Below are 26,475 nucleotides of genomic sequence, written 5' to 3'. Positions count from 1 at the left end.
GCCCAGACCAGGACCATGTTCCTGCGGTGGGTGGGAGCGGCCGGCCGGGGGCCCGGATTCGTCATGTGCGTGGGCCTTCCGGACTCGGCTGGGGTGGTGCCTCCGACGTTAGGCCGCGCCGGGGGCGAAGTCCACGGAGCGCGCGGGGCGCGGCCAAAGTCGGACGAAACTCCCGCATCATGGTCCACTACGCTGGCACTCATGAGCCGGAAAATTACTGTCAGCCTGCCGGACGCCTCGTTGCGTAAATACCTTCAGCCGCACGCAGACGTCACGATCCTGGAATGGGACCTCACCGGTGAGCCGCCGCTGCCCCGGATCGACATCGTGGTGCCGCCCTACATGGGAGGCCCGCAGGTCCTGCAGGGGCTGGAACGGGTGGACACCGCCCTGGTGCAGAGCCAGTCGATCGGGTACGACGGGGTGGCGGAGTTCCTGCCGTCCGGACGGGTCTTCGCCAACGCGTCCGGCGTGCACGAAACCTCCACGGCGGAGCTGGCACTCGCCCTGATCCTCGCCAGCCAGCGCGAGTTGCCCCGCCTGATCCAGCACCAGCAGGAGGGCAGCTGGGATGCCAGGCCCACGGCCAGCCTGGCCGACCGCCGCGTCCTGATAGTTGGCTACGGCGGGGTGGGCAAGGCGATCGAGGACCGGCTCCTGCCCTTCGAGACCAGCGTGACCCGGGTGGCCAGCACGGTGCGGATGGATGAACGCGGCCAGGTCCACGGTATTGCGGAACTCCAGGCGTTGCTGCCGGTGCACGACATCGTGGTGGTGGGGGTTCCGCTCAGCGACTCCACCCGGCACCTGATTGATGACGCTTTCCTCGCGGCGATGCCGGACGGCGCCCTGGTGGTGAACGTGGCCCGCGGTCCGGTGGCGGACACCGATGCCCTGGTCCGGCACACCGCCTCCGGACGGATCCGCGCCGCGCTGGACGTCACCGATCCCGAGCCCCTGCCGCAGGACCACCCGCTGTGGCTGGCCCCGGGTGTCATCATCAGCCCGCACGTGGGCGGGGCGAGTTCGGCGATGCGGCCGCGGATGGGCCGGCTGCTGCAGCGGCAGATCGAGCTCATGCTGGCAGGTGAGCCGCCGGTGAATGTGGTGCTGAACGGCTGACAGCTGAGCGGCTGGGATCGACGGGTCCAAGGCCCCTGTCTTTGCCGCCCTCAGCGGAGTAGCACTGAATAGCCAGGGCTGCGGTCGGTGATGCAATCCGCGCCCGCCGAGGGAGGAACCGCGCATGGCGCCCGAACCGCAGGAGTGGAGTGCATCGTCCACGGCGGCATCTGCCATGTCCCCGTTCGATGCCGTCATTTTTGACCTCGACGGGGTGGTCACTGACACAGCTGAAATTCACGAGATGGCGTGGAAGGAGCTATTCGATGGCGTCCTCCAGGATCCACGCGTACCCGGCACGACCGGTGGGGACCCCTTCACGGGCAGCGACTACCGGCGCTTCGTCGACGGTCGTCTGAGGGAAGAGGGAATCCGCGCCTTCCTCGAATCGCGGGGAATCGCCATTCCGGCAGGACAACCTTCCGATCCGCCCGGTACATGGTCCGTAGCTGGACTCAGTGCCCGCAAGAACGAGATCTTTAATCGGAGACTCAAGAAGGGCCGTGTTCGGGTGTTTGCCGGGACGGTGGACCTGCTCCGGAGACTGCGTAAGGGGCACATGAGGACGGTGCTTGCCTCCTCAAGCCGGAACGCCCGAGCCATTTTGAAACGCGCCAGGCTGCTGGACGATTTTGATCTCATCATTGACGGGCGGGCTGCAGCGGCTCTCCACCTGCCCGGGAAACCTGATCCTGCCCTTTTTCTCGAGGCGGCCCGTCAAATTCGTGTGCCCGCGGCGCGGGTGGCCGTAATTGAAGACGCGGTGGCTGGTGTCCAGGCCGCGCGGGCCGGAGGCTTCGGGCTGGTTGTCGGGATCGACCGGGCCGGGCAGCGTGCCGAGTTGGAAGCGGCAGGAGCCGACGTGGTGCTCAATGATGTCAGCGAATTCGATATCGGCCTTGTTCTTGCCGATCCCTGGCATCTCATCTACGAAGGCATGGATCCTGCCCACGAGGGCCATCGGGAGGCGCTGACCACCCTGGGCAACGGGTACATGGCTGTCAGGGGAGCCGCGCCGGAAAGCGCTGCAGACGGAATTCACTATCCGGGAACGTACCTGGCCGGGATCTATAACCGCCTCACGAGCGAGGTCCATGGGCAGCAGACCGAGGATGAGCACATGGTGAATGCGCCGAACTGGCTGCCTGTGGACGTTGCCGTGGTACCTGGCCGCTGGTGGTCGGCTGGAGGGCTCCGGTTACGCAGTGAGCACCGCGAACTCGATATGAGGCGGGCACTATTGTCTCGGACGGTCGTGCTCGAGACCGATGACGGCCGCCAGCTGGAAGTCATGCAGCGCCGCCTCATATCCGCGGCGCAGCCCCATTTGGCGGCGCTGGAAACGACGTTGACGGCGCGCGGCTGGGACGGGCAGCTGCTGGTTCGCGCCGCTCTCGATGCGGGGGTCACCAATTCAAACATTCACGCCGATGCCCTGCTGGCCCACCGGCATCTGCGTCCCGTGTCTTTTGGAACGACGGCAAACGGAACCGACTGGATCGAGGTGGCCACCAGCAGCAGCCATATCAGGATTTGCACGGCTGCCCGAATTCTTGGGCCTATGGCCGGGGTCCAGGAGCAACAACCAGCGCCGGACGCCACTGCGGCTACCCGGCTGAAAGGCAGGCTGTACCGTGATGCCCTGCTTGAGCTGCGGGCCGGGGCGCCAACAGCCTTCTGCAAAATGGTTGCGGTGGTTTCTTCGCGGGACACAGCCATATCGTCACCCCTTGGAGGGGCCCTGGATGTCTTGGCCCGGGCACCGGCTGGCTTCGACCAGATCCTGGCGGCACATGAGTCTGCCTGGCAGCGTTTGCTGGCCGCCTTTGCTTTGGAACTGAACACCGACCGGCAAACACAGCTGATCCTGAACCTTCATGTATTTCATGTCCTCCAGACCCTCACGCCGCATGCGGCCGAGCTGGATGCCGGCGTTCCTGCCCGGGGGCTGCATGGAGAAGGGTATCGCGGCCACGTGTTCTGGGATGAGTTGTTCGTCCTGCCCGTGCTCACATCCCGGCTGCCTGCCACCGCCAAGTCCTTGCTCGACTACCGCTGGCGGAGGCTGGACGCGGCGCGCGATGCCGCACGGAAGGCAGGGCTGCGGGGAGCGATGTACCCCTGGCAGAGCGGGAGCAACGGGCGGGAGGAAACCCCGCATTGGAAATTCAACCCTCGACTCAATGACTGGGTGGAGGATTATTCCAGCCTTCAACGCCATTCGGGCCTGGCGATTGCCTATAACACCTGGCAGTACTTCGAGGCCACCGGAGACCGGGCTTGGTTGACCGAGCGGGGGGCTGACATCCTGGTCGAAGTCGCGCGTCTGTTCGCTTCAATGGCCATGCATGATGCCGAGGCAGACCGGTTCCACATCATGGGCGTGATGGGACCGGACGAATACCACACCGGCTACCCCGACCGGCCGGGGGAAGGGGTCAATGACAACGCCTATACCAACGTGATGGCCGCCTGGATCTGCGGGAGGGCGCTCCACCTCTTGAGGGGTGCGCTGCAGCCCCACGAGCAAGAGGACCTGGCATCGCGGCTGGACGTCGCGCCGGAGGAACTGAACCTTTGGGAACACATAAGCCACCGCATGTATGTCCCGTTCCACGGGGCCGGAATCATCAGCCAATTTGAGGGATACAGCGGCCTCAAAGAACTCGACTGGGAACACTACCGCCACCTCTACGGCAATATCGAACGCCTCGATCTGATCCTCGAAGCAGAACACCAAACACCCAACGACTACATGCTGGCCAAGCAGGCCGACGCCCTGATGCTGCTCTACCTGCTCGGGGAGCAGCAGCTGACCGATTTTCTCGGAACTCTCGGCTACTGCGTAGACTCAACCATGCTGGCCAGGACTGTTGACTTCTACCTCGCCCGAACGGCCCATGGATCGACCCTGAGCCGCATGGTCCATGCCTCCGTCCTGGCCGCCATGGACCCGGAACGGGCATGGAGTACCTTCCGTGAAGCGCTCGACGCCGATCTCGACGACACGCAGGGCGGCACAACCCGTGCCGGAATCCACCTCGGCGCCATGGCGGGCAGCATCGACACCGTGCAACGAAGCTTCGCCGGGCTCCGGATGGAACAGGACGAACTGGTCTTTGATCCCCGGCTGCCCGCGGGTTTGCGCAGACTGGGCTTCATCGTCCGGTACCGGGACCAGCCGCTGGAGGTGGTCTTGGACCACAAACGGCTGACGGTGGCCGCCGCCGCAGGCGCCGGACATCCCGTAAGGGTGCGTCTGGGCCCTGACACCGTCAGGTTGCATGCCGGGAAGTCACACAGCTTCCATCTTGGACCTCCGCGCTAAGTGATTCCCGTGACGCAGCCTCTTGTACAGGTAGTCGGCGGCCAGCACCGCCGGGACGGCAAGCAATGCCATTGCCCATCCCTGCGGGGGCGGAGGGGCCTGGCCCAGCAATGCTGCGACCGGTTCCACGCCGAGAAAAACTCCCAACGCCGCGAGTTCAAACAGGACGGACCACAGAAGCAGGCGGTTAGTGAACCAGCCCAACTGCCACGGCGGCCGGGTGGAGCTGCGGCAGGCGTAGGCGTTTGCCATCTGCCCCAGCACCACGGCGGCGAAGGCTGCACCGGAAGCCGAAAGCAGCACGCTAGCGGAAGGAGGCGCACCGCCAAAGCTCCATCCGCCTTCCCTCAGCACGACGACAAAAGCCATCATCTCCACGAGCGCCTCGACGGGCCCGAGCAGGGCGAAGACGCGGACCAGTAAGTCTCTGTCCATCAGGTGACGGCGCTCGGGCGGACGCTTCATGAGGCCTTTGCTCGGTGGTTCCGCTCCCAGCGCCAGCGCCGGCAGCAAGTCTGTGCCGATGTCCAGGAACAGGATCTGCAGCACGCCAAGGGCAAGCGGAAAGGCGCCCCCTGAGAAGGCCCAGATCACGAACGGTGTCAGCTCAGCCACGTTGTCGGTTAGGTGGTAGGTGAGGAACCGGCGGATATTGGCATACGTGGCGCGACCCTGCTCGATGGCGGCCACTATTGTGGCGAAGTCATCGTCCAGCAGGACCAGGTCTGCCGCTTCCCTTGCCACGTCGGTGCCGGCAACTCCCATGGCGATGCCCACGTCCGCTTCCTGCAGCGCTGGCCCATCGTTCACCCCGTCCCCGGTCATCGCCACAACATGCCCGCGTCCCTGCAACGCCCTGGCGACCCGCAGTTTCTGTTCAGGGGACACCCGGCTGATGACGACGCCATCATGATCCAGCATCGCGCCGAGGACCTCTTGGTCCTCGGGCAGTTCAGCGCCTTCCAACACCCGCTCATCGCCCAGCATCAAGCCGACCTCACGGGCGATTGCCGCCGCCGTCGTCGGGTGGTCCCCTGTGACCATGGCAACCTTGACGCCAGCTTCCCGGGCTGTTCGCAGGGCCTGCGCGACAGCGGGTCGGGGTGGATCATGAAGCCCGATGAGACCCAGAAGTGTCAGCCCGGACTCCACCGAATCAGCTGTCAGGGAGCCCTCCGCCAGCTCATTGAGCTCGGCTGGCGTCAGGGAGCGCTCGGCAACGGCCAGCAGACGCAGCCCCTGGCTGGCCATCCGCAGTATTTGCTGATCCACGTCAGCGGTGCCGGAGGAGAGGTGCGGGCGGTCGCGGTCGGCTGGCACACAAAGGGGGAGGACTGCTTCCGGCGCCCCCTTCATCGATAGCGTGGTCCCCACGATCACCGATTCACGCCGCCGCCCCGGGCTGAATCCGAACCGGATCGCAGACTCCCGGTCCGGCCAGCCGGCAGGGTTGACCAGCCGTTGCAGGAGCGCGGCCAGTGCCGCCTCCATGGGGTCGCCTTCCGGATACCACTCACCGTCGCGCAGAGTGATCGTTCCCCTTGATGCCAAGGCCGCAGCTGCGCTGACCCTGCCCGCCCGGGCGATAGCCTGTTCACTGCCCGCTACGGAGGCGATCGGTTCGTACCCTTTTCCAGCCACGGTCACGGTACCCTCCGGCGTCCACACCTGCACGGCGCTCATCCGGTTCTGAGTCAGTGTGCCGGTCTTGTCCGTGCAGATGAAAGTTGTCGAGCCAAGGGTCTCGACTGCCTGCAGATGCCTAACGAGCGCCTTCCTGTGGGCCATCCTCTGGGCCCCCATCGCCAACGACAGAGTTACCGTGGGCAGTAGCCCTTCGGGGATCAGGGCTACCGAGACTCCGATCGCGAAGAGGAATCCGCTGTGCCAAGAGACACCTATGGCTGCAGATATCAGGAAGAACAGCAGCCCCACGCCCAGGGCCACGACGGCGATGGTCCGGACGATTCGCCTCAGCTCCATCGTCAGCGGACTTGGCGGCGGCTGAACCGTTGCGGTGAGCGCGGTGATTTCCGCGAGCCGGGTCCGCCGTCCGGTTGCCGTAACGATGCCCTCGGCCTCTCCGTTGGTCAGGAAGGTCCCTCCGATTCCGGCGTCCATCGGCTGCTTGGTGACGGCATCACTTTCCCCGGTCAGCATCGACTCATCAACGGTGCAGCTGTCCGTGAATCCGAACTGAAGGTCCGCCGGTATGCGGTCGCCTGCGGAGAGAATGACGACGTCCCCGGGCACGAGGTCTGCTGCGTCCAGGCTGACCGAACGGCCGTCCCGGCGGACCCGGACCTGCGATGGCAGCAGGGCACGTAACTTGGCGGCGGCATGTTCGGCGCGTTCTTCCTGCACGTAGGAAAACAGGCCGTTAATGAGGACCACGGCTACGACGGCCACTCCGAGCTGTGGCATGCCGGCGATGAAGGCCATCGCGGCGGCAACCCACAGAAGCGCGGCGAAGAAGTGAGTGAATTCCCTCAGGAAGCGGCCCCAGGCCGGGGCGGACGCGACTTCCGGTATGCGGTTGGGGCCATGCCGGGCGAGCAGGGACTGCGCCTCCCGGGCGGACAGGCCCGTCGCATGTGGCAAGTTCCCGATCATTACCGGTCCTGCCAGCGGGCGCCCCCAGGCAACGCTGGGACAGCACCCCCTACCCGCCAAGCACGCATGGTTCCCCCTTTCATGGGGCAACGCGGCTCTGCCGGGGGCTTACTCCGGCCGGGTGCAGATTTCCGTCATTCCAACCCGGCGCGGGTGGCATCATCCAGCGGGCCCGACCAGGTCAGCGGCCGGGCGATCTGGAAGCGCCTGCCGCTCACGCTGCCCGGGACAATCCGTACGAAGTGATCCTTGTTTCCGGTCTCCCACGGAAAGAGGAGCGGCCCAATCGTGTCCAAAACCTCTTGCGTGCTTTCGAGGGCTGTGGCTTGGCCCTTCACCACAACGCTCCACGCGACGCCGGCATCCGCATCGACGCCGTCGGCTTCTATGGCAACCGGGGTTCCCGCCAGGGCAGCGGAGAGTTTTGTCCCCCCACCCGTACGAAAGACCAGAGTTCCGTGTTCGACTTTGTAGTTGACGGGGAAAATGTCCGGGTGGTCATTCACCCAAACAGCGAGGCGACCCACCGAAACACTGCCCAACAGCCGCCAGCACTCTTGCGTTGCGAGGACATCTGCCACCGGTAATGATGCATCGTTCAACATGGCGCCGACCTTACGCCGTCGCCCGGTGGCCAAACAGGGCCCAAGGACCCTCGAAGCCAGCAGCGCCGGCAGGCGGCCAAGCTTGATCCCTATCCGGACTCGATACGCCGATTCACCGCACCAAGGTCATTGGGCTCTAGGTTCATCCCGGAGGGAGGCGAACGATGGTTGCACGGGCGAGGGGTTGCTGAATGCCGGGCGCCCGGGCAACGCTTGCTGGCAAGAACCATGATGGGCGGAACTTTCAAATGTTGGAACGGCATGTGGTCTGGTTTGAGGACGTCGGCATGGGTGACGTTCCGGAAGTCGGCGGGAAGAACGCGTCACTGGGCGAGATGACCCGGTCACTCATGACCAGCGGCGTGCGCGTCCCTGCCGGTTTTGCTACAACGGCCGCCGCGTACCGGGCGTTCGTGGAGGCGAATGGCATCGATTCGGCGCTTCACCAAAGACTCCAGCTGTTTCGCGCCGGTGAAGCATCGCTCCGCGACACAGGGGAGGCGCTCAGGTCCTTGGTCCTCAACAGCTCATTCCCGGACGACATTGCCGAAGCGATCGTGAACCATTACCGGTCACTGGCTAAACGGTCCGGACTCGATGATCCAGCCGTGGCCGTTCGTAGTAGTGCCACGGCAGAAGACTTGCCGGACGCCAGTTTCGCGGGCCAACAGGAGAGCTTCCTCAACGTTGCGGGGGAGGCGGAACTGCTCGACGCGTGTCGCCGCTGTTACGCGTCGCTGTTCACCGACAGAGCCATCAGTTATCGGGAACTGAAGAATTTCGATCACTTGAGCGTGGCCCTGTCCATTGGCGTGCAACTGATGGTGCGATCTGACGTGGGTGCCTCGGGAGTCATGTTCTCCATCGACACGGAGTCCGGCTTTCCGCGGGCGGCCGTGATCAGCGCGGCGTGGGGCCTGGGCGAAACCGTGGTCCAGGGAAGCGTCGACCCCGACAAATACGTGGTCTTCAAGCCCCTTCTCGCCGAACCGGCCATTGTCCCGATTATTGAAAAAATCCTCGGAACCAAGGCACAGAAATCGGTGTACGGGCAGAATGCGAACGGCCGCACGCGGATTGTCGATACGTCCGAGGAGGAAAGGCAGGCGTTCGTCCTCGCCGACGCCGAGATCGTCTTGCTTGCGCGCTGGGCACTGCTCGTCGAAAACCACTACGCCTGTCCGATGGATATGGAATGGGCCAAGGACGGCTTAACGGGGGAAATCTATATGGTCCAGGCACGCCCCGAAACTGTGCAGGCGCGAAAGAGCGGCACCCGGTTTACGGTTCACCGTCTTCTGCAGCAGGGCAACATACTCCTGACGGGGTCGGCCGTCGGCGATTCGATTACGCGCGGTGAGGTTTGTGTGATCCGGAATCCGGCGGACATCGAGAACTTCCGTGACGGAGCCCTGCTCGTCACGGAGATGACCGACCCCGACTGGGTGCCGGTGATGAAGCGGGCTGCCGGCATCATCACCGATCACGGCGGCCCGACCAGTCATGCCGCAATTGTGAGCAGGGAACTGGGGGTGCCGGCCGTTGTCGGCACCGGCAAGGCAACGGCGGTCCTCACGGAGGGTCAGACAGTGACTCTTTCCTGCGCCGAGGGTAACGAAGGGCGCGTCTACGAGGGCGCCCTGGCATTTGATTCTGTCGACGTCGACCTGGGGGACGTGCCCCGGACGAGGACCTCCATGATGGTCAACGTCGCCAGCCCGGCGGCAGCTTTCCGTTGGTGGCGTCTGCCGGCAGAAGGTGTGGGCCTGGCACGTATGGAATTCATCATCGCCAGCCTGATCAGGATTCACCCAATGGCCCTCGTCCACCCCGAGCGCGTGCGGGACCCCGAGGTGACCCGGCAGATCCAGGAAATCACCAAAGACCACAGCAATCCGCAGGAGTATTTCGTGGAGACTTTGGCTCTCGGCATCGCGAAGATAGCCGCTGCCTACTATCCAGGGCCGGTGATTGTCCGGTTGAGTGATTTTAAGTCCAACGAGTACGCCCACCTGATCGGCGGCGAGTACTTCGAACGGCCGGAGGAAAACCCGATGCTAGGCTTCCGGGGCGCCTCCCGCTACTACCATGACCGCTACAAAGACGGCTTCTCGCTGGAATGTAAGGCCCTGAAACGCGTGCGGGAAACTATTGGCTTCACCAACGTGATTATCATGGTGCCGTTCTGCCGCACACCCGCTGAAGCGGACCTCGTTCTGCAGACCATGGCAGCCAATGGTCTAAGGCGGGGAGACAACGGCCTGCAAATCTACATGATGTGCGAGATCCCCTCCAACGTCATTCTGGCCGAGGACTTCGCCCGGCGGTTCGACGGGTTCTCCATCGGTTCCAACGATCTGACTCAACTCATCCTGGGTGTTGACCGGGACGCGGAGGACCTGGCCGGGCTCTTCGACGAACGCAACGAAGCGGTCACCTCAATGATCAGTGACGTAATCCGAAAAGCTCATGCGGCCGGCATCAAGATCGGTATCTGCGGGCAAGGTCCCAGCGACCACCCCGATTTTGCAGCCTTCCTCGTTCGCGAAGGCATAGACTCACTGTCCCTCAATCCCGATAGCTTCCTGCACACACTTCACATCGTTGCCCAAGCAGAATCCCAGACGTAACCGGACGGTCGCCCCAGTTCAGCGCTCTCCGGACTCTTGGCCTACGACAACGACCGGGCAAAAGGCGTGCGCGGCACAGGCGCTACTCACGGAGCCGATGACCTGGTTTAAGAAGCCGCCGTGGCCCCGGCGGCCCACGATCAGGAGTTGCGCATCCTTGCTCTCCTCGACCAAAACCTTCGCTGGTGTTCCAAACTTCACCGTCGTGGAGAGCCTTGGTGGACGATCCTGACCGAATGCGGTGTCAATGGCCTGATCCACCAGGCGTGCAGCGACCTCTTCCAGCTGAGTAGCCACTTCATCACTGACACGCGAGAGATGGGCCGGGAGGTAATAATCGGACAGACCAACGCAGGTTATGACCTCAAGGGGTGCGCCCAACGCCGCGGCAAAGCGCCCGGCAAGCCGCAAGGGCGCCGGCGAGTATTCAGAGCCGTCGATACCGACAACGATGCGTTCCGTGGATTCCATGGAAACACCGTGGACCCGGTATCCGTGCGGGTCTAGGGTCGAAGGTCATCGCGAGTCCACCCCGGTTCACTCAGGTCGCGAGTGGTCGGGGCGGAGGCCGGGCCGGGTCAACTGCCCGGCCCGGTGGACGGGCGCGTGAACGCGGTCCAGGGCGCTGCGACAAGCTCGCCATCACCTACCCCGCCGTCTACATCCTCCGCGTCTGCACCGCCTGGACTCGTGCAGGAACCAGGCTCCGCGTCACCGCGGGGCGAGGACGCAGAACTCGTTGCCCTCTGAGTCGGCGAGGCACACCCATGGCACATCGCCCTGGCCGACGTCGGCGTCAGTGGCGCCCAGAGCCCGCAGCCGGGCCACCTCTGCCGCTTGATCATCACCGGGGTACGGCATCAGGTCGAGATGGACACGGCCATACACGGTCTTCCCGGCGGGCGTGCGCAGGAACTCCAGATACGGCCCGACACCCTTGGCCGAACGCAGCCTCGCATGATCGTCGGTCACCTCGTGCAGGGTCCAGTCCATCGCCCCGCCCCAGAACCGGGCCATGGCCCGCGGTTCCGCACAGCGGACCACCACCGCGGCGATCGGCCCGGTGTCCCGGTAAATCGATCGAGGCTCCAACACTCGGAACACGTTGCCCTCAGGGTCGGCCAGAACCGTCCACGGCACATCACCCTGGCCCACGTCGGCAGGCGTCGCACCGAGCTCCAACAGGTGCGTCACCAGTTCCGCCTGATGGGCCGCAGAGGTGGTGGCGAGATCGAGGTGCGCGCGGTATCTCACCGTCTCGGGGTCCGGGACGGTGACGACGTCGACGCAGACGGCGGCCGGGTCCGGCCAGTCAAAGCCCACGGGTTCAACATTGGTTACACCGGGTCCCTCGCTGGATACACCCCAGCCGAGCGCCTCCGCCCAAAACCGGCCGAGTGCCGAGTCATCGCGAGCCTTGAAATTCACCTGAACAAGTCGCAGCGCCATACCGCCCGATCCTATACAGGCAATGCCCGATATGGGAGGCACTCTAGGGGGTCGCGGGTGAAGTGCCCGTCCCGGCGGTGTCCACCACGCAGAACCTGTTGCCTTCCGGATCGGCAAGTATCACGTAGTCGGCGTCGGCCGGCCGCTGGCTCCATTCGATCCGGGTGGCGCCCAGGGCCAGGAGGCGCTGCACCTCCGCGTCCTGGGTGTCCGTATACAGGTCCAGATGCAGGCGCGGGGGGACCTGGACGGCCGCGGGGACCCGGTCCAGGGAGATGCACGTGCCCACGCCGCCGGGCGGCTGCAGGATCACAAAGTCGCCGTCGGGCGCGTACCGCGGCTCATAGCCCAGGGCAGCCTGCCAGAAACTCATCTGGCGTTCCAGGTTGTCCACCCGGATCACGATCGAGCCAATGCTCAGCATCCGCCTCAAGCTACACCCGGGCCACCGGCCCGGCAAGCAAAAACATAACCGCAGGCAAAACATCACCCGAGGCCAGCGCCCCGCTTCGCCCTGAGAAGAACCCAGCTATCTCCGGGCGGCCGGACGTAGACTGACCCACACAAGTGCCCGTGACGCGTGAAGTGGAGACCAGATGCTCTGGAAACTGCTCGTCGAATACCTGCGGCCGCAGCGGCGGCTGCTGTTCGCCGTCGTCGTCTTCCAACTGGCGGCGTCCATTGCCTCGCTGTACCTGCCCACCCTGAATGCGGACATCATCGATCAGGGCGTGGCGACGGGGAACACGGAGTACATCCTGCGCATCGGCGGCCTCATGCTCCTGGTTACCCTGCTGCAGATCGTCTGCACGGTTGTGGCCGTGTATTTCGGGGCGAAGGCCGCGATGGCGATGGGCCGGGACGTCCGCGGGGCAATCTTCACCCGGGTGGCCGAATTTTCCGAGCAGGAAGTCACCCGGTTCGGCCCACCCAGCCTGATCACCCGCTCCACCAACGATGTCCAGCAGGTCCAGCAGCTGGTCCTGATGTCTGCAACGCTCATGGTCACGGCACCCATGCTCTGCATCGGCGGGGTGATCATGGCCATCCGGCAGGACCTGCAGCTGTCCTGGCTGATCGCGGTCAGCGTGCCCGTGCTCCTGATTGCGGTGGGGTCGATCATTATCCGGATGGTGCCGCTGTTCCGGCTCATGCAGACCCGGATCGACACCGTCAACCGGGTGCTGCGCGAACAGCTCACCGGCATCCGTGTGGTGCGGGCCTTCGTCCGGGAGGACGTGGAAACCGCACGCTTTGCCCGCGCCAACGAGGACGTCACGGACACCGCGCTGCGCGCCGGCCGGCTCATGGCGCTCGCGTTCCCCACCGTGATGCTGGTGCTCAACGTCTCCAGCGCCGCCGTGATCTGGTTCGGCGCGTTCCGGATCGAGGACGGGTCCATGCAGGTGGGCACACTCATCGCGTTCCTGAGCTACCTCATGCAGATCCTGATGTCCGTCATGATGGCCACGTTCATGGCGATCATGATCCCGCGCGCGGCGGTGTCGGGGGACCGGATCGGCGAGGTGCTCGGGACCGAGTCCAGCGTCCGGCCGCCGTTGCGTCCGGTTTCGCGCGCGGCCGGGCGGGCGGCGCGCGGTGAGCTGGAAATGCGCGACGTCGGGTTCGCCTACCCGGGGGCCGAGCAGCCGGTGCTCTCGGACGTGAGCTTCACCGCCCGCGCGGGGCAGACGACGGCGATCATCGGCAGCACCGGTTCCGGCAAGACCACCCTGGTGAACCTGATGCCGCGGCTGTTCGACGCGACGTCCGGCTCGGTGCGGATCGACGGTGTGGACGTGCGCGAGCTCCACCCGGACCTGCTGTGGGGGCACATCGGACTGGTCCCGCAGAAGCCCTTCCTGTTCTCCGGCACGGTGCGCAGCAACCTGCTCTACGGCAAACCCGACGCCACCGAGGACGAGCTCTGGCGGGCCCTGAGCATTGCGCAGGCGCAGGACTTTGTGGAGGAGCTCGAAGGCGGACTGGACGCGCCGATCTCACAGGGCGGCACCAACGTCTCCGGCGGCCAGCGGCAGCGGCTCGCGATCGCCCGGGCGCTCGTGAAACGGCCCGAGCTCTACATTTTTGACGACTCGTTCTCCTCGCTGGACACGGCCACGGACGCCCGGCTGCGGCAGGCGCTCAAGCAGCACACTGCCGGGGCCACGCTGGTGATCATCGCCCAGCGGGTCTCGAGCATTGTGGACGCGGACCAGATCCTGGTGCTGGACCGCGGCAGGATCGTCGCGCACGGTTCGCATGAGGAGCTGCTGGAGACGTCCGAGACGTACCAAGAGATTGTGAACTCCCAGCTCGCGGCGGAGGAGGCGGCATGAGCCGCACCGACAAGGCACCGACGCCGGTCCCCGCCGCCGCCCCCGGGGTTTCCGGGGCGCCCGCCGCGCAGGCCCCGCTGCGGATTCCCCGCCCCGCGGGTGGGCCCGGCCGCGGCGGACCGTTTGCCGGGATGAACATCCCGGCGGAGAAGGCCATGAACTTCGGGCCGTCCGCCCGGCGGCTGCTGGGGGAGCTGAGACCCGAACGGCTGTGGCTGACGCTGGTCCTGCTGCTCGCCGTCGTGAGCGTGACGTTCTCGGTGATCGGGCCCCGGCTGCTGGGCGAAGGCACCAACCTGATCTTCGCCGGCGTCGTGTCCAAGCAGCTGCCCGCCGGGGAGACCCAGGCCCAGGTGATCGCGCAGCTGCGCGCCGCGGGGGAGACCCAGCAGGCGGACATGCTCAGCGCCATGACGCTGACGCCCGGCGCCGGGATCGACTTCGCCGCGCTGGCCACCGTGCTGCTGTGGGCGGTTGCCCTGTACGTGCTGGCCTCGGCGTTCGGCTGGCTGCAGGCGTATATCCTCAACGGCGTCGTGCAGCGCACAGTCTTCCGGCTGCGCGAACGGATCGAGGCGAAGATCAACGGGCTGCCGCTGCGCTACTTCGACTCGATCCAGCGCGGCGAGCTGCTCAGCCGGGTGACCAACGACGTCGACAACATCTCCCAAAGCCTCCAGCAGTCCATCAGCCAGGCCGTGACCTCGGTGCTGACCGTGGTGGGGGTGCTTGTGATGATGATCCTGCTCTCGCCCACGCTGGCGCTGATCGCGCTGGTGACCATTCCGCTGACCCTGGTGACGACGGCGGTGATCGCCAAACGCTCCCAGAAGCTGTTCGTGTCGCAGTGGAAACACACCGGCGAGCTGAACGGGCAGATCGAGGAGACCTACACCGGGCACGCGCTGGTGAAGGTCTTCGGCCGGCAGCGCGAAGTGGAGGAGCGGTTCCGGCAGAAGAACGTGGAGCTGTACCAGGCGAGCTTCGGCGCGCAGTTCATTTCCGGGCTGATCATGCCGGCCATGACGTTCATCGGGAACCTGGTCTACGTGGGGATCGCCGTGGTGGGCGGCCTGCAGGTGGCCTCGGGGGCGATGCAGCTGGGCGACGTGCAGGCGTTCATCCAGTACTCCCGGCAGTTCACCCAGCCGCTGGCCCAGCTGGGCTCCATGGCGAACCTGCTGCAGTCCGGCGTGGCCTCGGCCGAGCGGGTGTTTGAGCTGTTGGACACCGAGGAACAGTCGGCGGATCCTTATCCGTCGGTGGCGCCTAACGGGGGCCGCGGCCGGCTGGTGTTCGAGGACGTCTCCTTCTCCTACTCCCCGGACAAGCCGCTGATCACTTCCCTGAGCCTGGTCGCGGAGCCGGGGCAGACGGTGGCCATCGTGGGGCACACCGGCGCGGGCAAGACCACCCTGGTGAACCTGATGATGCGTTTCTACGAACTCGACGCCGGGCGGATCACGCTCGACGGCGTGGACGTCACCGCGATGACCCGCGACGAGCTGCGCTCGCGGATGGGCATGGTGCTGCAGGACACCTGGCTGTTCGGCGGGACCATCCGGGACAACATCGCCTACGGCCGGCCTGGTGCTTCGGAGGACGAGATCCTGGAGGCGGCGCGGGCGACCTATGTGGACCGGTTCGTCCGGTCCCTGCCGGAGGGCTACGACACCGTGCTCGACGACGAGGGCTCCAACGTCTCCGCCGGCGAGAAACAGCTGCTCACGATTGCCCGGGCGTTCCTAGCCCGGCCGTCCGTGCTGATCCTGGACGAGGCGACTTCTTCAGTGGATACGCGGACCGAGGTCCTGGTGCAGAAGGCGATGAGTGCTTTGAGATCCGACCGGACTTCGTTTGTCATTGCCCACCGGCTCTCCACCATCCGCGACGCCGACCTCATCCTGGTGATGGAGTCCGGGCAGATCGTGGAGCAGGGCTCGCACGCTCAATTGTTGGCTGCGGGCGGGGCGTACGCGGCGCTGTACGCGGCGCAGTTCGCGGCTCCTGTGGCCGAGGTTTAGGGCGCAGAACATTTCTTCTGTCGGCCTCGAGACGGGTAGTTCGTCTCTGCGCGGATTCGACTTTACGTAAGATCCGCTATCGGTGGGATGAATGTGAGTACTGGAGTAGGGGGCGAGGTCATGCTTTCTCACCTCCGGTGGTCGAGGAAACAAGACCCCGCCGGCTCTCCCTTGGGGCAAGAACCGGCGGGATCACGCGTGAATCAAGGACTAGGGCGTGTCTCCTTATTGTCGTAGCCAGATGACGACGGCGTAGAGGACGACGCCTGCACGCGGCCTACTGCCTGACCGACTACCTCGCGCGGTCGGAAGAGCACCAGACGGCGGTCCATGCGTCGGGGCCCGAGGCTTCGAACTAGCGCTTCCCCGCCTTAAATCCGGCAAGAGCCGCGACGACTGCATCACCGTCAACCCCTTGACGGTGTGATCTGCGTCGCGTAAATTGTTCAACAAGTTCGGATTGTTCAACAATCCAACAATTGATCGCAGTCCCGACTTCCGCAGCCCATCACGGTAGCCGCACACGCACCCGGATGTCCCCACCTGCAACGACGCAGGTCCGGACAGAAAAGGCGCACAAACACCATCCGCCCGCACTCGGATGACATCCACACTCTTCATGGAGGTACAAATGGCCACTCCATCTGTAATGGCCCCCGCTGACCCGAAACCCTTTGTGGGGCGCAAGGGCATGTACAAGGCATTCGCGGCCAGCCTGACCGGAACCGCGCTGGAGTTCTATGACTTCGCCGTCTACTCCGCCGCGGCTGCGATCGTTTTCCCGCTGGTCTTCTTCCCGGCCTCGGACCCTGTCACGGGCACCCTGCTGGCCTTCTCCACCTACGCCGTGGGCTACATTTCCCGGCCCGTCGGTGGCATCATCTTCGGCCGGCTCGGGGACGAGATCGGCCGCAAGAAGATCCTGGTCATCACGCTGATGCTGATCGGCGTCGCCACGTTCCTCATCGGCCTGCTGCCCACGTACGACACCATCGGCATCATCGCCCCCGCCATCCTGGTCTTCCTCCGCTTCGCGCAGGGTGTCGGCGTCGGCGGCGAGTGGGGCGGGGCAGTCCTGCTCTCCAGTGAATTCGGTGACCCGAACCGCCGCGGTTTCTGGGCATCCGCCGCGCAGATCGGCCCGCCCGCCGGCAACCTGATGGCCAACGGCGCGCTTGCCGTCCTGACTTTGACCCTGTCCGAAGAGGATTTCCTGAACTTCGGCTGGCGAATCGCCTTCCTGATCTCGGCACTGCTGGTGGCCTTCGGGCTCTGGATCCGGCTCAAGCTTGAGGACACCCCCATCTTCAAGGCCATGGAGGCCAGGGGAGACAAGCCCAAGTCCCCGATCCGCGAAGTCCTGGCAACCCAGCGCCGGCCCCTCATCGCGGCCATGCTCAGCCGCATCGGCCCGGACGTCATCTACGCGATGTGCACCGTCTTTATGCTCACCTACGGCATTCAGAAACTTGGCTTCGACCGCGGCCAAGTGCTGGTGGCCGTCCTCATCGGTTCGGCACTCCAGATTTTCACCATGCCGCTTGCCGGAGCCATCTCTGACCGCATCAACCGCCGGCTGGTCTACGCCATCGCCGCAGTGGCCGCCGCCGTCTGGGGGTACCTGTTCTTCATCGTCCTCGAAGGTCGGTCCCCGGTCATGCTGATAGTGGGAACGGTGCTGGGCCTGCTCTGCCACTCGTTTATGTACGGACCCCAGGCGGCCTTCGTTGTTGAACAGTTCTCGCCGCGGCTCCGCTCCACCGGCAGTTCGCTGGCCTACACCTTCGCCGGAATCATCGGTGGCGCCATCGCACCGTTCATGTTCACCCTCCTGCTGAGCACCTTCAACAGCTGGGTTCCGGTTGCCATCTACCTCAGCGTTGCCTGCCTCCTGACCCTGGTGGGCCTGGCCCTGGGACGGGACTCCAACGTTGCCGAGGACCAGGAGTACCTGCAGTCTTCAACTGAGCTGGCGGAGACCCGGTGAACCAGATCAACGCACTCCAGGCACCCTCCGATGCGCGCCTGAAGTTTCGCAACGGCCTGGTCACCCCCACCTCCGGATGGAGCGACGGCTACACCCAGGCAAACCTGATAGCGGTGACGGCCGACTACGCCGACGAATTCATCGAGTTCTGCCGGCTCAACCCCAAGGCCTGCCCCGTCATCGACGTCATCCCGGCGGGACAGTACGAGAGCGCCCTCGCCGCAGGGTCTGACATCCGCAGTGACATCCCCGCCTACCGGGTGTGGGTGGACGGCGAACTTGCCGATGAAGTCACGGACGTCGCATCGGTCTGGCGTGATGACATGGTGGGCGTCCTCATCGGCTGCAGTTTCACCTTCGAAGCCGCGCTCGCCAGCGAGGGCGTCCCGCTCCGGCATACCGAAACGGGCCGTAACGTCCCCATGTACCGCACGAACATCGCGTGCATCCCTGCGGGACGAATCCACGGACCGATGGTGGTTTCCATGCGCCCGATGCCGCTCGAGCTGGTCGAAACGGCAATCAGGGTGACGTCGGAAGTGCCCAAGGTCCACGGCAGCCCGGTTCATGTCGGGGCGCCCGGGGACCTCGGCATTGCCGACATCAACCGCCCCGACTTCGGCGATGCGGTGGAGATCAGGCCGGGGGAAGTGCCGGTTTTCTGGGCCTGCGGCGTGACACCGCAGAGTGCAGTGATGGCATCCAGGCCCGCCTTCGCCATCAGCCACGCCCCCGGACACATGTTCATCACTGATGTTCCCGAAAGCACCTACCGGGAACCGGCAGGAGCGTCATTGTGAAGAAGAGACTTCCCGTTGCCGAGAAACGGGCACGCAGGATCATCAACCTCTCGGCGCCACGGCGGCAAGCCACCGGCACCCACTGCGAACTGACCGGAGTCTGGCAGAGTCCGGCGGGAGCGAGCATCTCGCTGTACGAAGGCCAGCTTCTCCCGAGCGATGCCGGCCGGCCATGTGTCTGGACGTATGCAGGCCAACCGGCAAGCAAGGCCGATTCCGGAGAACCCCGGTGGGCAGCTCCGGAGCATCACAGACTGTAGGGCAGCAAACGGCAAGCGGACGACGGCGGGACTCCCCGCCGTCGTCCGCTTGCCGTTGATTCGACAATCGCCAGCAGCTGCAAAAGCTCCGCACCATTGTGTGCCCGGGCATTCGGTCCTAGGGTGGGTGCGTTCTCACCCAAGACCAGGAGGAGCCATGTCCGGCGAGCCAGCGTTCTTTGAAATCGGCGTCAAAGATCCCCAGCGCGGCAAGGCGTTCTACGGGGCGCTCTTCGGCTGGGACTTCACGCCCGGGCCCTCCGCCGGCGGAGGATTCATGATCGGCACGCCCGGGCTCTCCGGCGGGATGCACGGCGGCGACTCCGGCGCCGTGCCGTACATCTTCTTCGGGGTGGACGACATGGATGCCGCACTGGACCGGGTTCGGGAGCTCGGCGGCTCAGTCGACGAACCCGAGCTTGGGGATGAGACCAGTGCGGGGGAGTACGGCAGGTTCAAGCTCTGCAAGGACGACCAAGGCTCGGCATTCGGACTCCACGAACCTCCCCGGCCGGCGGACTAGGGCGTGTCTCCTAAATAGGGGGTTGCTGGCTGGAATGCTTAAACGGTGTCGAGAACATCTGTTTTGAGTGATGAGCAGTGGTCCCGGATCGAGCCGTTGCTGCCCAGCTCGGACGGACAGCGGGGGCGCCCGTTCCGTGGCCACCGCCAGGTCATTGAAGGCATTATCTACCGGTACCGGTGCGGAATTGCATGGCGGGACCTACCTGCGGAGTTTGGTCCCTGGCAGACGGTATGGAAGCGTCACCGGCGTTTCGCCTCCGACGGGACATGGGACCGGATCCACGCGAGGCTTCTGGCCGAGGCGGACGCCACCGGGCAGGTCGACTGGGCAGTTTCGGTGGATTCGACCATCAACCGGGCCCACCAGCACGGGACGAACCTTCCCCGCAGCACAGGGGGAACTCCCGAAATACAAGAAACTGTTTGCTGAACCCTCAGACCACGCCATCGGCCGCTCCCGCGGCGGGCTGAGCACCAAGATCCATCACGCCTGCGACGGAAAAGGCAGGCCGCTGGCCATGATCCTGGGCCCCGGACAGGGCGGTGACTCGCCGATGTTCCCGGTCGTCATGGAGGCAGTGCGGGTGCCCCGTCTCGGCGGGGGCCCGGCCAGAACGCGGCCGGATGCCGTGATGGTCGACAAGGCGTACTCCTCCAGGGCCAACCGGTCACTACTGCGCGGTCGGGGCATCAAAGCCGTCATCCCGGAACCGTCCGACCAGATCGGACACCGGAAACGCCGTGGTTCACGCGGCGGGCGCCCCGTGAACTTCGACGCCGAAACCTACAAAGGCCGCAACACTGTCGAAAGATCCTTCAGCCTCTTCAAACAATGGCGCGCCATCGCCACCCGCTACGACAAACTCGCGCTGACCTACCGTGCAGGCGTCGTCCTCTACGCCGTCGTCATCTGGCTACGACAATAAGGAGACACGCCCTAGCCCCGGGTGTTCCTGGGGGGAGTGCGGGCTGCGCAGGTATCCGCAGGCCGCCTATGCCGGTGCCAGCGCCTGGACGGAGGTTCGCTCCACTGTGGGACAGTTAATTTTTGCGGCGGCATTGTCCGGTGCCTCGTCAAGGCCCAGCAGCATCCGGACTCCGGCTGCGCCCAGTTCGTAGTGGGGGAGAGACACCGTGGAAAGCGGGGGCCGGAGATGGGCGGCGATGACTTCTTGGTTGTCGAAACCCACCACGGCCATGTCGTCCGGGATGGACAGGCCGTGCTCGCGCAGCCCGTCGTAAAGTCCCATCGCCATGCGGTCGTTGTAGCAATACACGGCCGAGACGCCGCGCTTGAGGAGTTCCACGGTCGCCCCGTATCCGCCTTCCTGGTTGGGATAGGCTTCCAGGACCAGGCCCTCGTCGAACGGGATCCCTGCCGCTTCCAGGGCATCCCTGTAGCCCTGAAGGCGCCCGTCCTTGGCAGGAGCGGGGATGGTGGCGTTGATGAAGGCAATCCGGCGGTGGCCGTGCCGCAGCAGGATTTCCGTCGCTGAACGGCCACCTTGTGCCTCATCGGGGACCACGGCCCGTGCGCCCGGTTCCGTCGAGAAGCAGTTGACGAGGACGAAGTCCGCTTCGCGAAGAGAGACCGGTATGTCGGTGGCGCGGTGGAACCAGGTCGAGTAGAGGATGCCGCGGACCTTGTATTCGAGCATCATGGAGATCGCGTCCGTCTCAAGCTCGCTATTGCCTTCGGTGTTGGCGATCAGGAGGGCGTATCCATGTTTCCAGGCCTCATCCTGGGCCCCGTGGATGATCTGGCCTGCGAAGGGTGTGGTTGCGATGGAGTCGGCCACGAGGCCGATGAACCGGGAGCTGCCGCTGACCAGGGTTTGGGCCATCGCATTGGGCCGGTAGCCAAGGTCCCGAATCGCGTCCCGAACCCGTTTCCGGGTGGCGGCAGAGATGCGGGCGTCCTTTTTCATGTTGACGACCAACGAGACGGTGGCGGTGGAGACGCCGGCTGCTTCCGCGACCTGACGCAGGGTGATGGGGTGGGCGCGCGTGGGCTGCTTCGGGGGTGCAGCCTCAACCGATGGCGTGCCCGAACTATTCTCCATTGAAATCATGTGCCCTCCTTCAGGAGTATATCCGTCCGTTGCTGCTGTCATCCCTTGGTCGCCCCGCTTTCCAGGCCCTGGATCATCGCCTTGTTGAGCACCAAGAAGACCAGCAGCAGCGGGGTGATGGTGACGCAGACGGCGGCGAACGTGGCCGTCCAGTCGGTCTTCCCCATGGCTCCGATGTAGTTCTGCAGGCCAAGCGGGATGGTCTTGAGTTCCTCAGAGAGGACGAAGGTGTTGGCGAAGATGAAGTCGTTCCAGATGAAGATGCTGTTGACCAGCACGACGGTCACGACGGTGTTGACCGACAGGGGCAGGGTGATGAGCCCGAAGATGCGGTAGGGCCCCGCTCCGTCAAGTGAGGCCGCCTCGTACGTTTCCCGGGGGATGTAGTTAAAGAATGAGGAGAACAGGTAGATCGACATCGGAAGGGCAAAGCCGGCCAGGGGAATGATCATCGACGGGTAGGTGTCGAGCAGGTTGATCGTCGAGTAGTCGATGAACAGCGGCACGAGAGCGATCTGCACGGGCACGATGATGCCGATCAAGAACAGGCCGCGGACGACCTTGCTGAAGCGGAAGCCGAGGACCTGGAGTGCATAGGCTGCCATCATTCCCAGCAGCACGATCAGGAGGTTGGCTCCCATGGTGACGATGAAGCTGTTGAGGATGTTCATCCCGAGGTTGCCGGTTTCGAAGGCGCGGGCGTAGTTATCCCAGGTAAGGGACTTCGGCAGTGCAAACGGGTCGCCCGTCGCGAAGTCCTGTTCGGTGCGAAGGCTGGTGATGAAAAGCCATGCGAGGGGGTAGACCTGCACGATGACGATGAGGGCGATCAGCACCTTTGACAACGTGCCGTAGAGACTGGGCTTGCGCCGTCTGCGCAGCGGAGGCGGGCTGTCCGGTGAAGTCATGACAGGTCTTGTAATCGGGGCTGCTTGCGCGGTCATGCGTCCGCCTTTCGTTTGAGCATGAAGAGGATGAGCCCGACGGCGGCCAGGCATTCGACGACGATGAACACGGAGATGGTGCTGGCGTAGCCGAAGTCGGTGCTCGTGAATGCCGTCTTGTACATGTAGGTGGTCAGGAGCTCCGAGGACTGTCCGGGCCCGCCGTTGGTCATCAGGTAGGGGATGTCGAATCCGCGCAGGCCGTAGGTCGTAGCCATGATGGTGGTGGTGATCCAGACGGGCCGGATGTGGGGGAAACGGATCTTGGTGAACAGTTGCCACCGCGAAGCTCCGTCGAGGCGTGCTGCTTCCTCCAGTTCCAGTGGAACGGAGAGCAACGCCGCGTAGAGGATGAGCATGTACAAGCCCGTGAACCGCCATCCTTCCGGCACCGACACTGCGGCCAGGACGGTGTTGATGTCCGAGAGCCAGGGGCGTTCGAGGGCGCCGAGGCCAATCCACTGCAGGACCTGGTTGAGCAGGCCCACCGGGTCGATCGAGTAGATACGCACGAAGAGGAACGCGATGGCCACCGTCGAGATCACTGCCGGCAGCAGGTAGAGGGTTTTTATCAGTTCCCGGCCCCGGCTCAGCGAGGTGAGGAGGCTCGCGACCAGCAGGGCGCCGCCAAGCTGCAAGACCAGGCAGATGGCCAGATAGCCGAGAGCGTTGAAGAAGGAGCGCCAGAAGATGTCGTCGCCGGTGAACATCCGCACGTAGTTTGCCAGTCCCACGAATTCCATGTCGCTGATCCCGTTCCATGAGAAGAAGCTCAGGACCAGGGACTGGAGAATCGGGAACAGTACGGCAGCGCCGTAGAGCAGCAGCGGCGGAAGGAGGAAGACCAGGACTGATAGTCGTGACCTGTTGGGAAGCATGATGAGGCCTTTCGGGTGGGGGCCGGAGCCCCCCACCGCAGCGGTTACTTGAAGAACTTCGGGGCGTTTTGCGCGACGGCGTTGTCCATCGTGCTGGTGAACTGTTCGGGCGTGATGTTGCCCTGGACGAGGAGCACGAGTTCCTGCTGCAGCCGACCGTTGGTGGTCGGGTCGAGCTGGGTGTCCCACGGCATGGCCTGTTCGTTCCCGAGGTCGTTCGCCTTCTCAAGGGCCTTCTTGTACAGGGGTGTTGCGTTGGCCGGTACGGCGGTTTCCACATTGGTCGTCGGTGAGAGCGCTCCTGTGGCTGCGTATTCGGAAGGGTACTTCACCAGGGCGAACTTCAGGAAGTCGCTCACGAGCGGGTCGTAGGTCTTGGTGTTGACCGCCATGCCGATGCCGGACGGGGAGACGTACTCGTTGGCCGCCGTGACGGATCCCTGGGTCGTCGGGAGGGTGAAGAAGTCGGTGTTATCGCGGACTGCCGGATTCAGTTTGTCGGTTGCCAGGCTGGGCAGTTCCCAAGTGCCGATGTTGTACATGGCGGCCTGGCCGGAGGTGAACTGGTTCTGGGCATCAGAGTATCCCTGGGAGGAAAAGCCGTCCTGGAAGCACTTGGCCTTGCCGAGCGCTTCCATCCACTGAACGGACTTCTGGCCTGCGGGGTCGGAGAACTTGGCTTCGCCCTTCTTTAGCTTCTGGATGAAGTCCGGACCGGCTTCCCTGAACGGCTGGTAGGCGACATACCGTTCGAGGGGCCACTGGTCCTGGCCGTCGATGGCGATGGGGGTGATGCCGGCCTTGCGCAGGGCGGTACACATGGCGGGGAGGTCATCGAGGGACTTCGGGACGGACACTCCGGCCTTCTGCAGCAGGGCTTTGTTGTACCAGATGAACTCCAGCTCGAACTGGAACGGAATCATGTTCAGCGACCCGTCGTCGAACCGCTGGTAATCAAGTGCGCTGGGCCGGTAGTTGTCGTAGACGCCTAAGTCTTTGAGCAGCTTCTCGGCGTCGACCATCTTGCCCTGTTTCGCCAGCTGCTGGGCGAACGGTGTGGCGTCAGTGTCGAAGAGTTCCGGAAGCTTGTTCGCGGCGGCGAGGGTCTCAAGTTTCTGGATGTATGAGGGCCTGTCGGGGGTGGTGATCAGGTTCAGCGAGAAACCCGGGTGGTCCTTGGCGTAGTCGTCCGCGAGCTTCTTCATGATGTTGATGACGGCGCCGTCGGCCGGCCGGGACAACAGCCACGAAATTTCGCGGGGCTTGATTTCCCCGGTGGGGCTCACGTTGGAGGGGTTACTGGCCCCTCCGCCGCATGCTGCCAAAGCCAGGGCGGTGACGGCTGCCACTGCGGCAGTTCGGAAAAGTTTTATCATTACGGCAATCTCCCTTGATTGGAGTGAGGATGGGTCGAGTTAGATATCGGTGCGCTGGCGTGTTTCAAGTTCGGTGATGGTGACGGATCCTTCTCCGGCGAAGATGCCGATCCGGCCCTCGGACAGGTCATAGAGCCTCGTGCTGAGGGACACCTGCCGGTCCAGGACGGCGACACAGAGGTCTCCGTCCACGACCACTTCGAGTACGTGTTCGCCGGGGCTGAGGTCACAGGGGCGTTCCAACTCGATGTCGTACGGAACGTCGCCCGAGACATGCCATTGTGCATCGCCGGTGATTTCCCGGGGCCACCGGTCAAACACCATGCGGCCGCGCTTTGGTTCCAAACGGAGAACGTAGGACCGGTCTCCGTCGGCACTGGAGCGGAGCAGCAGGCCGCATTCTGTGGTGCCGGGTGCGATCTGCAGAACCGCCTTGGCGTAGAACTGCGGAGGCAGGACCTCTTCGGACACAACGGCTGCGAAGCCGTCCGGAACAGTGAGCGTCGCGGGAAGGTCCCGGTCGAAGGACACCGGGACCTCGTCCCAGAAGCTCTCCACCAGTTCGTCGGCGAAGGAGAACGCCAGGGTGCCGTCGGGGTTCCGGTGTGCTTCCAGGACGGACATGGTGCCCGCCCACTGCCATGCGCCGTCGTCGGAGTTGTCTTCCTTGCTGGCGATCCAGCCGAAGAAGAAGCGGCGCCCGTCCCGTTCGGCCGTCTTGGAGGCATAAAAGGCGCGCCCGTCGATGCTGTCCAGGTCCGGCACCGTCCAGGGGCCGTCGGGGCTTTTGGCCATCCGGTAGCGGGTTGTGAACGACTCGGAGAACTCTGAGTAGACCATGTACCACCAGTCGCCCCAGGAGAAGACGTCCGGGCATTCATGGGTGATGTAGCGGCGCGGATCCCAGAACGGCTCGGTGTGCTGCCAGGTCATCAGGTCACTGGACACGCACTGGGCTATGACCCCGCGGCGGCGTTCCGGCCCGTCGGAGTGCCGTGCCGCCAGCAGCATCCGCCACTGGCCTGCGGCCTCGTCCCGGAAAACGAAAGGGTCGCGCCAGTCGCCTGACTCGTAGCCGGCCGGGGCGCCGAACGTCAGTTCCGGGTGCTTGACCCAGGTCGTCATGCCGTCCGTGCTCGTGGCGTGCATGACGAGCTGCAGCGGCGCTCCGTCGGAGCCGAGGTTCCGGGGGTTCTGCCCCGTATAGAACAGGTGGTGGATGCCTGACTCGTCGCACACGATGCTTCCCGTGTACGCGTTGAAGTCCAGGTCGGTTTCACTTCCGTGCTGGAGGGAAACGCCCTGGTCTTCGAACTGGGTGAGGTCTTTGGTGGTGACCAGGTTCCAGGACGTCCCGGGCTTGGGGTCGGTGCGGACCTCGTGAAGGTAGAAGAGCCAGAACTCGCCGTCCTTCTCGAAGGGGATGAGATCTCCGACCCAACCGTCGGCGGGCTGGAAGAATACTGAGCGTTTCATCGGCGCTGATGTCCATTCTGCTTAAGCGTTTGATCAAAATCAAAGAT

19 protein-coding genes are annotated in these 26,475 nt (G+C 64.6%); 9 read left to right on the top strand and 10 right to left on the bottom strand.

Going from position 1 to position 26,475, the window contains the following annotated elements:
* Positions 1-201 precede the first annotated feature (201 nt).
* Positions 202-1,122, top strand: a complete 921-nt coding sequence (locus LQV16_RS01165) for a 2-hydroxyacid dehydrogenase (protein WP_229992105.1) — start codon at positions 202-204, stop codon at positions 1,120-1,122.
* Positions 1,123-1,246: 124 nt separating this feature from the next.
* The gene (locus LQV16_RS01160; RefSeq protein ID WP_229992104.1) at positions 1,247-4,450 is read left to right on the top strand and encodes an HAD-IA family hydrolase; all 3,204 of its coding nucleotides are present in this window, start codon (positions 1,247-1,249) and stop codon (positions 4,448-4,450) included.
* On the opposite strand, the gene LQV16_RS01155 is transcribed toward LQV16_RS01160, so the two are convergent.
* Both LQV16_RS01155 and LQV16_RS01150 read right to left on the bottom strand, forming a co-directional pair.
* The gene (locus LQV16_RS01155) at positions 4,418-7,063 is read right to left on the bottom strand and encodes a cation-transporting P-type ATPase (protein WP_229992103.1); all 2,646 of its coding nucleotides are present in this window, start codon (positions 7,061-7,063) and stop codon (positions 4,418-4,420) included. The two genes, LQV16_RS01160 and LQV16_RS01155, sit on opposite strands and share 33 nt — an antisense overlap.
* 134 nt (positions 7,064-7,197) lie before the next feature.
* Entirely contained in the window at positions 7,198-7,668 is a 471-nt protein-coding gene (locus LQV16_RS01150; RefSeq protein WP_229992102.1) for a pyridoxamine 5'-phosphate oxidase family protein, read from the bottom strand.
* A 248-nt stretch (positions 7,669-7,916) separates the two neighbouring features.
* Here LQV16_RS01150 and ppsA point away from each other — a divergent pair, with 248 nt between their 5' ends.
* Positions 7,917-10,298 (top strand): phosphoenolpyruvate synthase, encoded by a 2,382-nt coding sequence (gene ppsA / locus LQV16_RS01145; RefSeq protein WP_229992101.1) that lies wholly within the window; start codon positions 7,917-7,919, stop codon positions 10,296-10,298.
* Positions 10,299-10,316: 18 nt separating this feature from the next.
* Here ppsA and LQV16_RS01140 read toward each other — a convergent pair whose 3' ends face one another.
* The 3 genes from LQV16_RS01140 to LQV16_RS01130 all read right to left on the bottom strand — a co-directional run bounded on the left by LQV16_RS01140 (position 10,317) and on the right by LQV16_RS01130 (position 12,171).
* Positions 10,317-10,769 (bottom strand): universal stress protein, encoded by a 453-nt coding sequence (locus LQV16_RS01140; protein ID WP_229992100.1) that lies wholly within the window; start codon positions 10,767-10,769, stop codon positions 10,317-10,319.
* Positions 10,770-11,009: 240 nt separating this feature from the next.
* The gene (locus LQV16_RS01135; RefSeq protein ID WP_229992099.1) at positions 11,010-11,747 is read right to left on the bottom strand and encodes a VOC family protein; all 738 of its coding nucleotides are present in this window, start codon (positions 11,745-11,747) and stop codon (positions 11,010-11,012) included.
* Between the two features lie 43 nt (positions 11,748-11,790).
* A complete protein-coding gene (locus LQV16_RS01130) occupies positions 11,791-12,171 on the bottom strand; it encodes a VOC family protein (RefSeq protein WP_229992098.1) in 381 nt (126 codons plus the stop codon).
* A gap of 172 nt (positions 12,172-12,343) precedes the next feature.
* Between LQV16_RS01130 and LQV16_RS01125 the strand changes: the two genes are divergently transcribed.
* From LQV16_RS01125 to LQV16_RS01100, 6 genes are all read left to right on the top strand, one after another.
* Complete coding sequence (locus tag LQV16_RS01125) at positions 12,344-14,086, top strand: ABC transporter ATP-binding protein (RefSeq protein ID WP_229992097.1); 1,743 nt, start codon at positions 12,344-12,346, stop codon at positions 14,084-14,086.
* The gene (locus tag LQV16_RS01120) at positions 14,083-16,110 is read left to right on the top strand and encodes an ABC transporter ATP-binding protein (protein WP_290369303.1); all 2,028 of its coding nucleotides are present in this window, start codon (positions 14,083-14,085) and stop codon (positions 16,108-16,110) included. Before LQV16_RS01125 ends, LQV16_RS01120 begins: the two co-directional genes overlap by 4 nt.
* A gap of 631 nt (positions 16,111-16,741) precedes the next feature.
* Positions 16,742-18,097: an MFS transporter gene (locus LQV16_RS01115; RefSeq protein ID WP_229992096.1), complete on the top strand. Its 1,356-nt coding sequence runs from the start codon at positions 16,742-16,744 to the stop codon at positions 18,095-18,097.
* Positions 18,094-18,897: a putative hydro-lyase gene (locus LQV16_RS01110; RefSeq protein WP_229992095.1), complete on the top strand. Its 804-nt coding sequence runs from the start codon at positions 18,094-18,096 to the stop codon at positions 18,895-18,897. Before LQV16_RS01115 ends, LQV16_RS01110 begins: the two co-directional genes overlap by 4 nt.
* Before the next feature lie 417 nt (positions 18,898-19,314).
* The gene (locus tag LQV16_RS01105; protein ID WP_229992094.1) at positions 19,315-19,680 is read left to right on the top strand and encodes a VOC family protein; all 366 of its coding nucleotides are present in this window, start codon (positions 19,315-19,317) and stop codon (positions 19,678-19,680) included.
* A gap of 45 nt (positions 19,681-19,725) precedes the next feature.
* Positions 19,726-20,608, top strand: a protein-coding gene (locus tag LQV16_RS01100; RefSeq protein WP_229992093.1) for an IS5 family transposase whose coding sequence is annotated in 2 segments (ribosomal slippage) — positions 19,726-20,085 and positions 20,087-20,608 — 882 coding nt in all. Because the reading frame shifts where the segments join, the coding sequence is not laid out codon by codon here.
* Between the two features lie 66 nt (positions 20,609-20,674).
* Here LQV16_RS01100 and LQV16_RS01095 read toward each other — a convergent pair.
* Genes LQV16_RS01095 through LQV16_RS01075 form a run of 5 tightly spaced genes read right to left on the bottom strand, consistent with a single transcriptional unit; the run spans position 20,675 to position 26,428 of the window.
* Complete coding sequence (locus tag LQV16_RS01095; protein ID WP_229992092.1) at positions 20,675-21,754, bottom strand: LacI family DNA-binding transcriptional regulator; 1,080 nt, start codon at positions 21,752-21,754, stop codon at positions 20,675-20,677.
* 38 nt (positions 21,755-21,792) lie between these two features.
* Entirely contained in the window at positions 21,793-22,698 is a 906-nt protein-coding gene (locus LQV16_RS01090; RefSeq protein WP_229992091.1) for a carbohydrate ABC transporter permease, read from the bottom strand.
* The gene (locus LQV16_RS01085; protein WP_229992090.1) at positions 22,695-23,576 is read right to left on the bottom strand and encodes a sugar ABC transporter permease; all 882 of its coding nucleotides are present in this window, start codon (positions 23,574-23,576) and stop codon (positions 22,695-22,697) included. The genes LQV16_RS01090 and LQV16_RS01085 overlap by 4 nt, the downstream gene beginning before the upstream one ends.
* A 44-nt stretch (positions 23,577-23,620) precedes the next feature.
* The gene (locus tag LQV16_RS01080) at positions 23,621-24,952 is read right to left on the bottom strand and encodes an extracellular solute-binding protein (protein WP_229992089.1); all 1,332 of its coding nucleotides are present in this window, start codon (positions 24,950-24,952) and stop codon (positions 23,621-23,623) included.
* Between the two features lie 39 nt (positions 24,953-24,991).
* Positions 24,992-26,428, bottom strand: a complete 1,437-nt coding sequence (locus LQV16_RS01075; protein WP_229992088.1) for a family 43 glycosylhydrolase — start codon at positions 26,426-26,428, stop codon at positions 24,992-24,994.
* Positions 26,429-26,475: the final 47 nt, after the last annotated feature.

The sequence above is a fragment of the Arthrobacter sp. Bi26 genome (assembly GCF_918697925.1).
In the GTDB taxonomy this organism is placed as follows: Bacteria; Actinomycetota; Actinomycetes; order Actinomycetales; family Micrococcaceae; genus Arthrobacter.
This window is presented reverse-complemented; position numbering and strand designations above follow the sequence as displayed.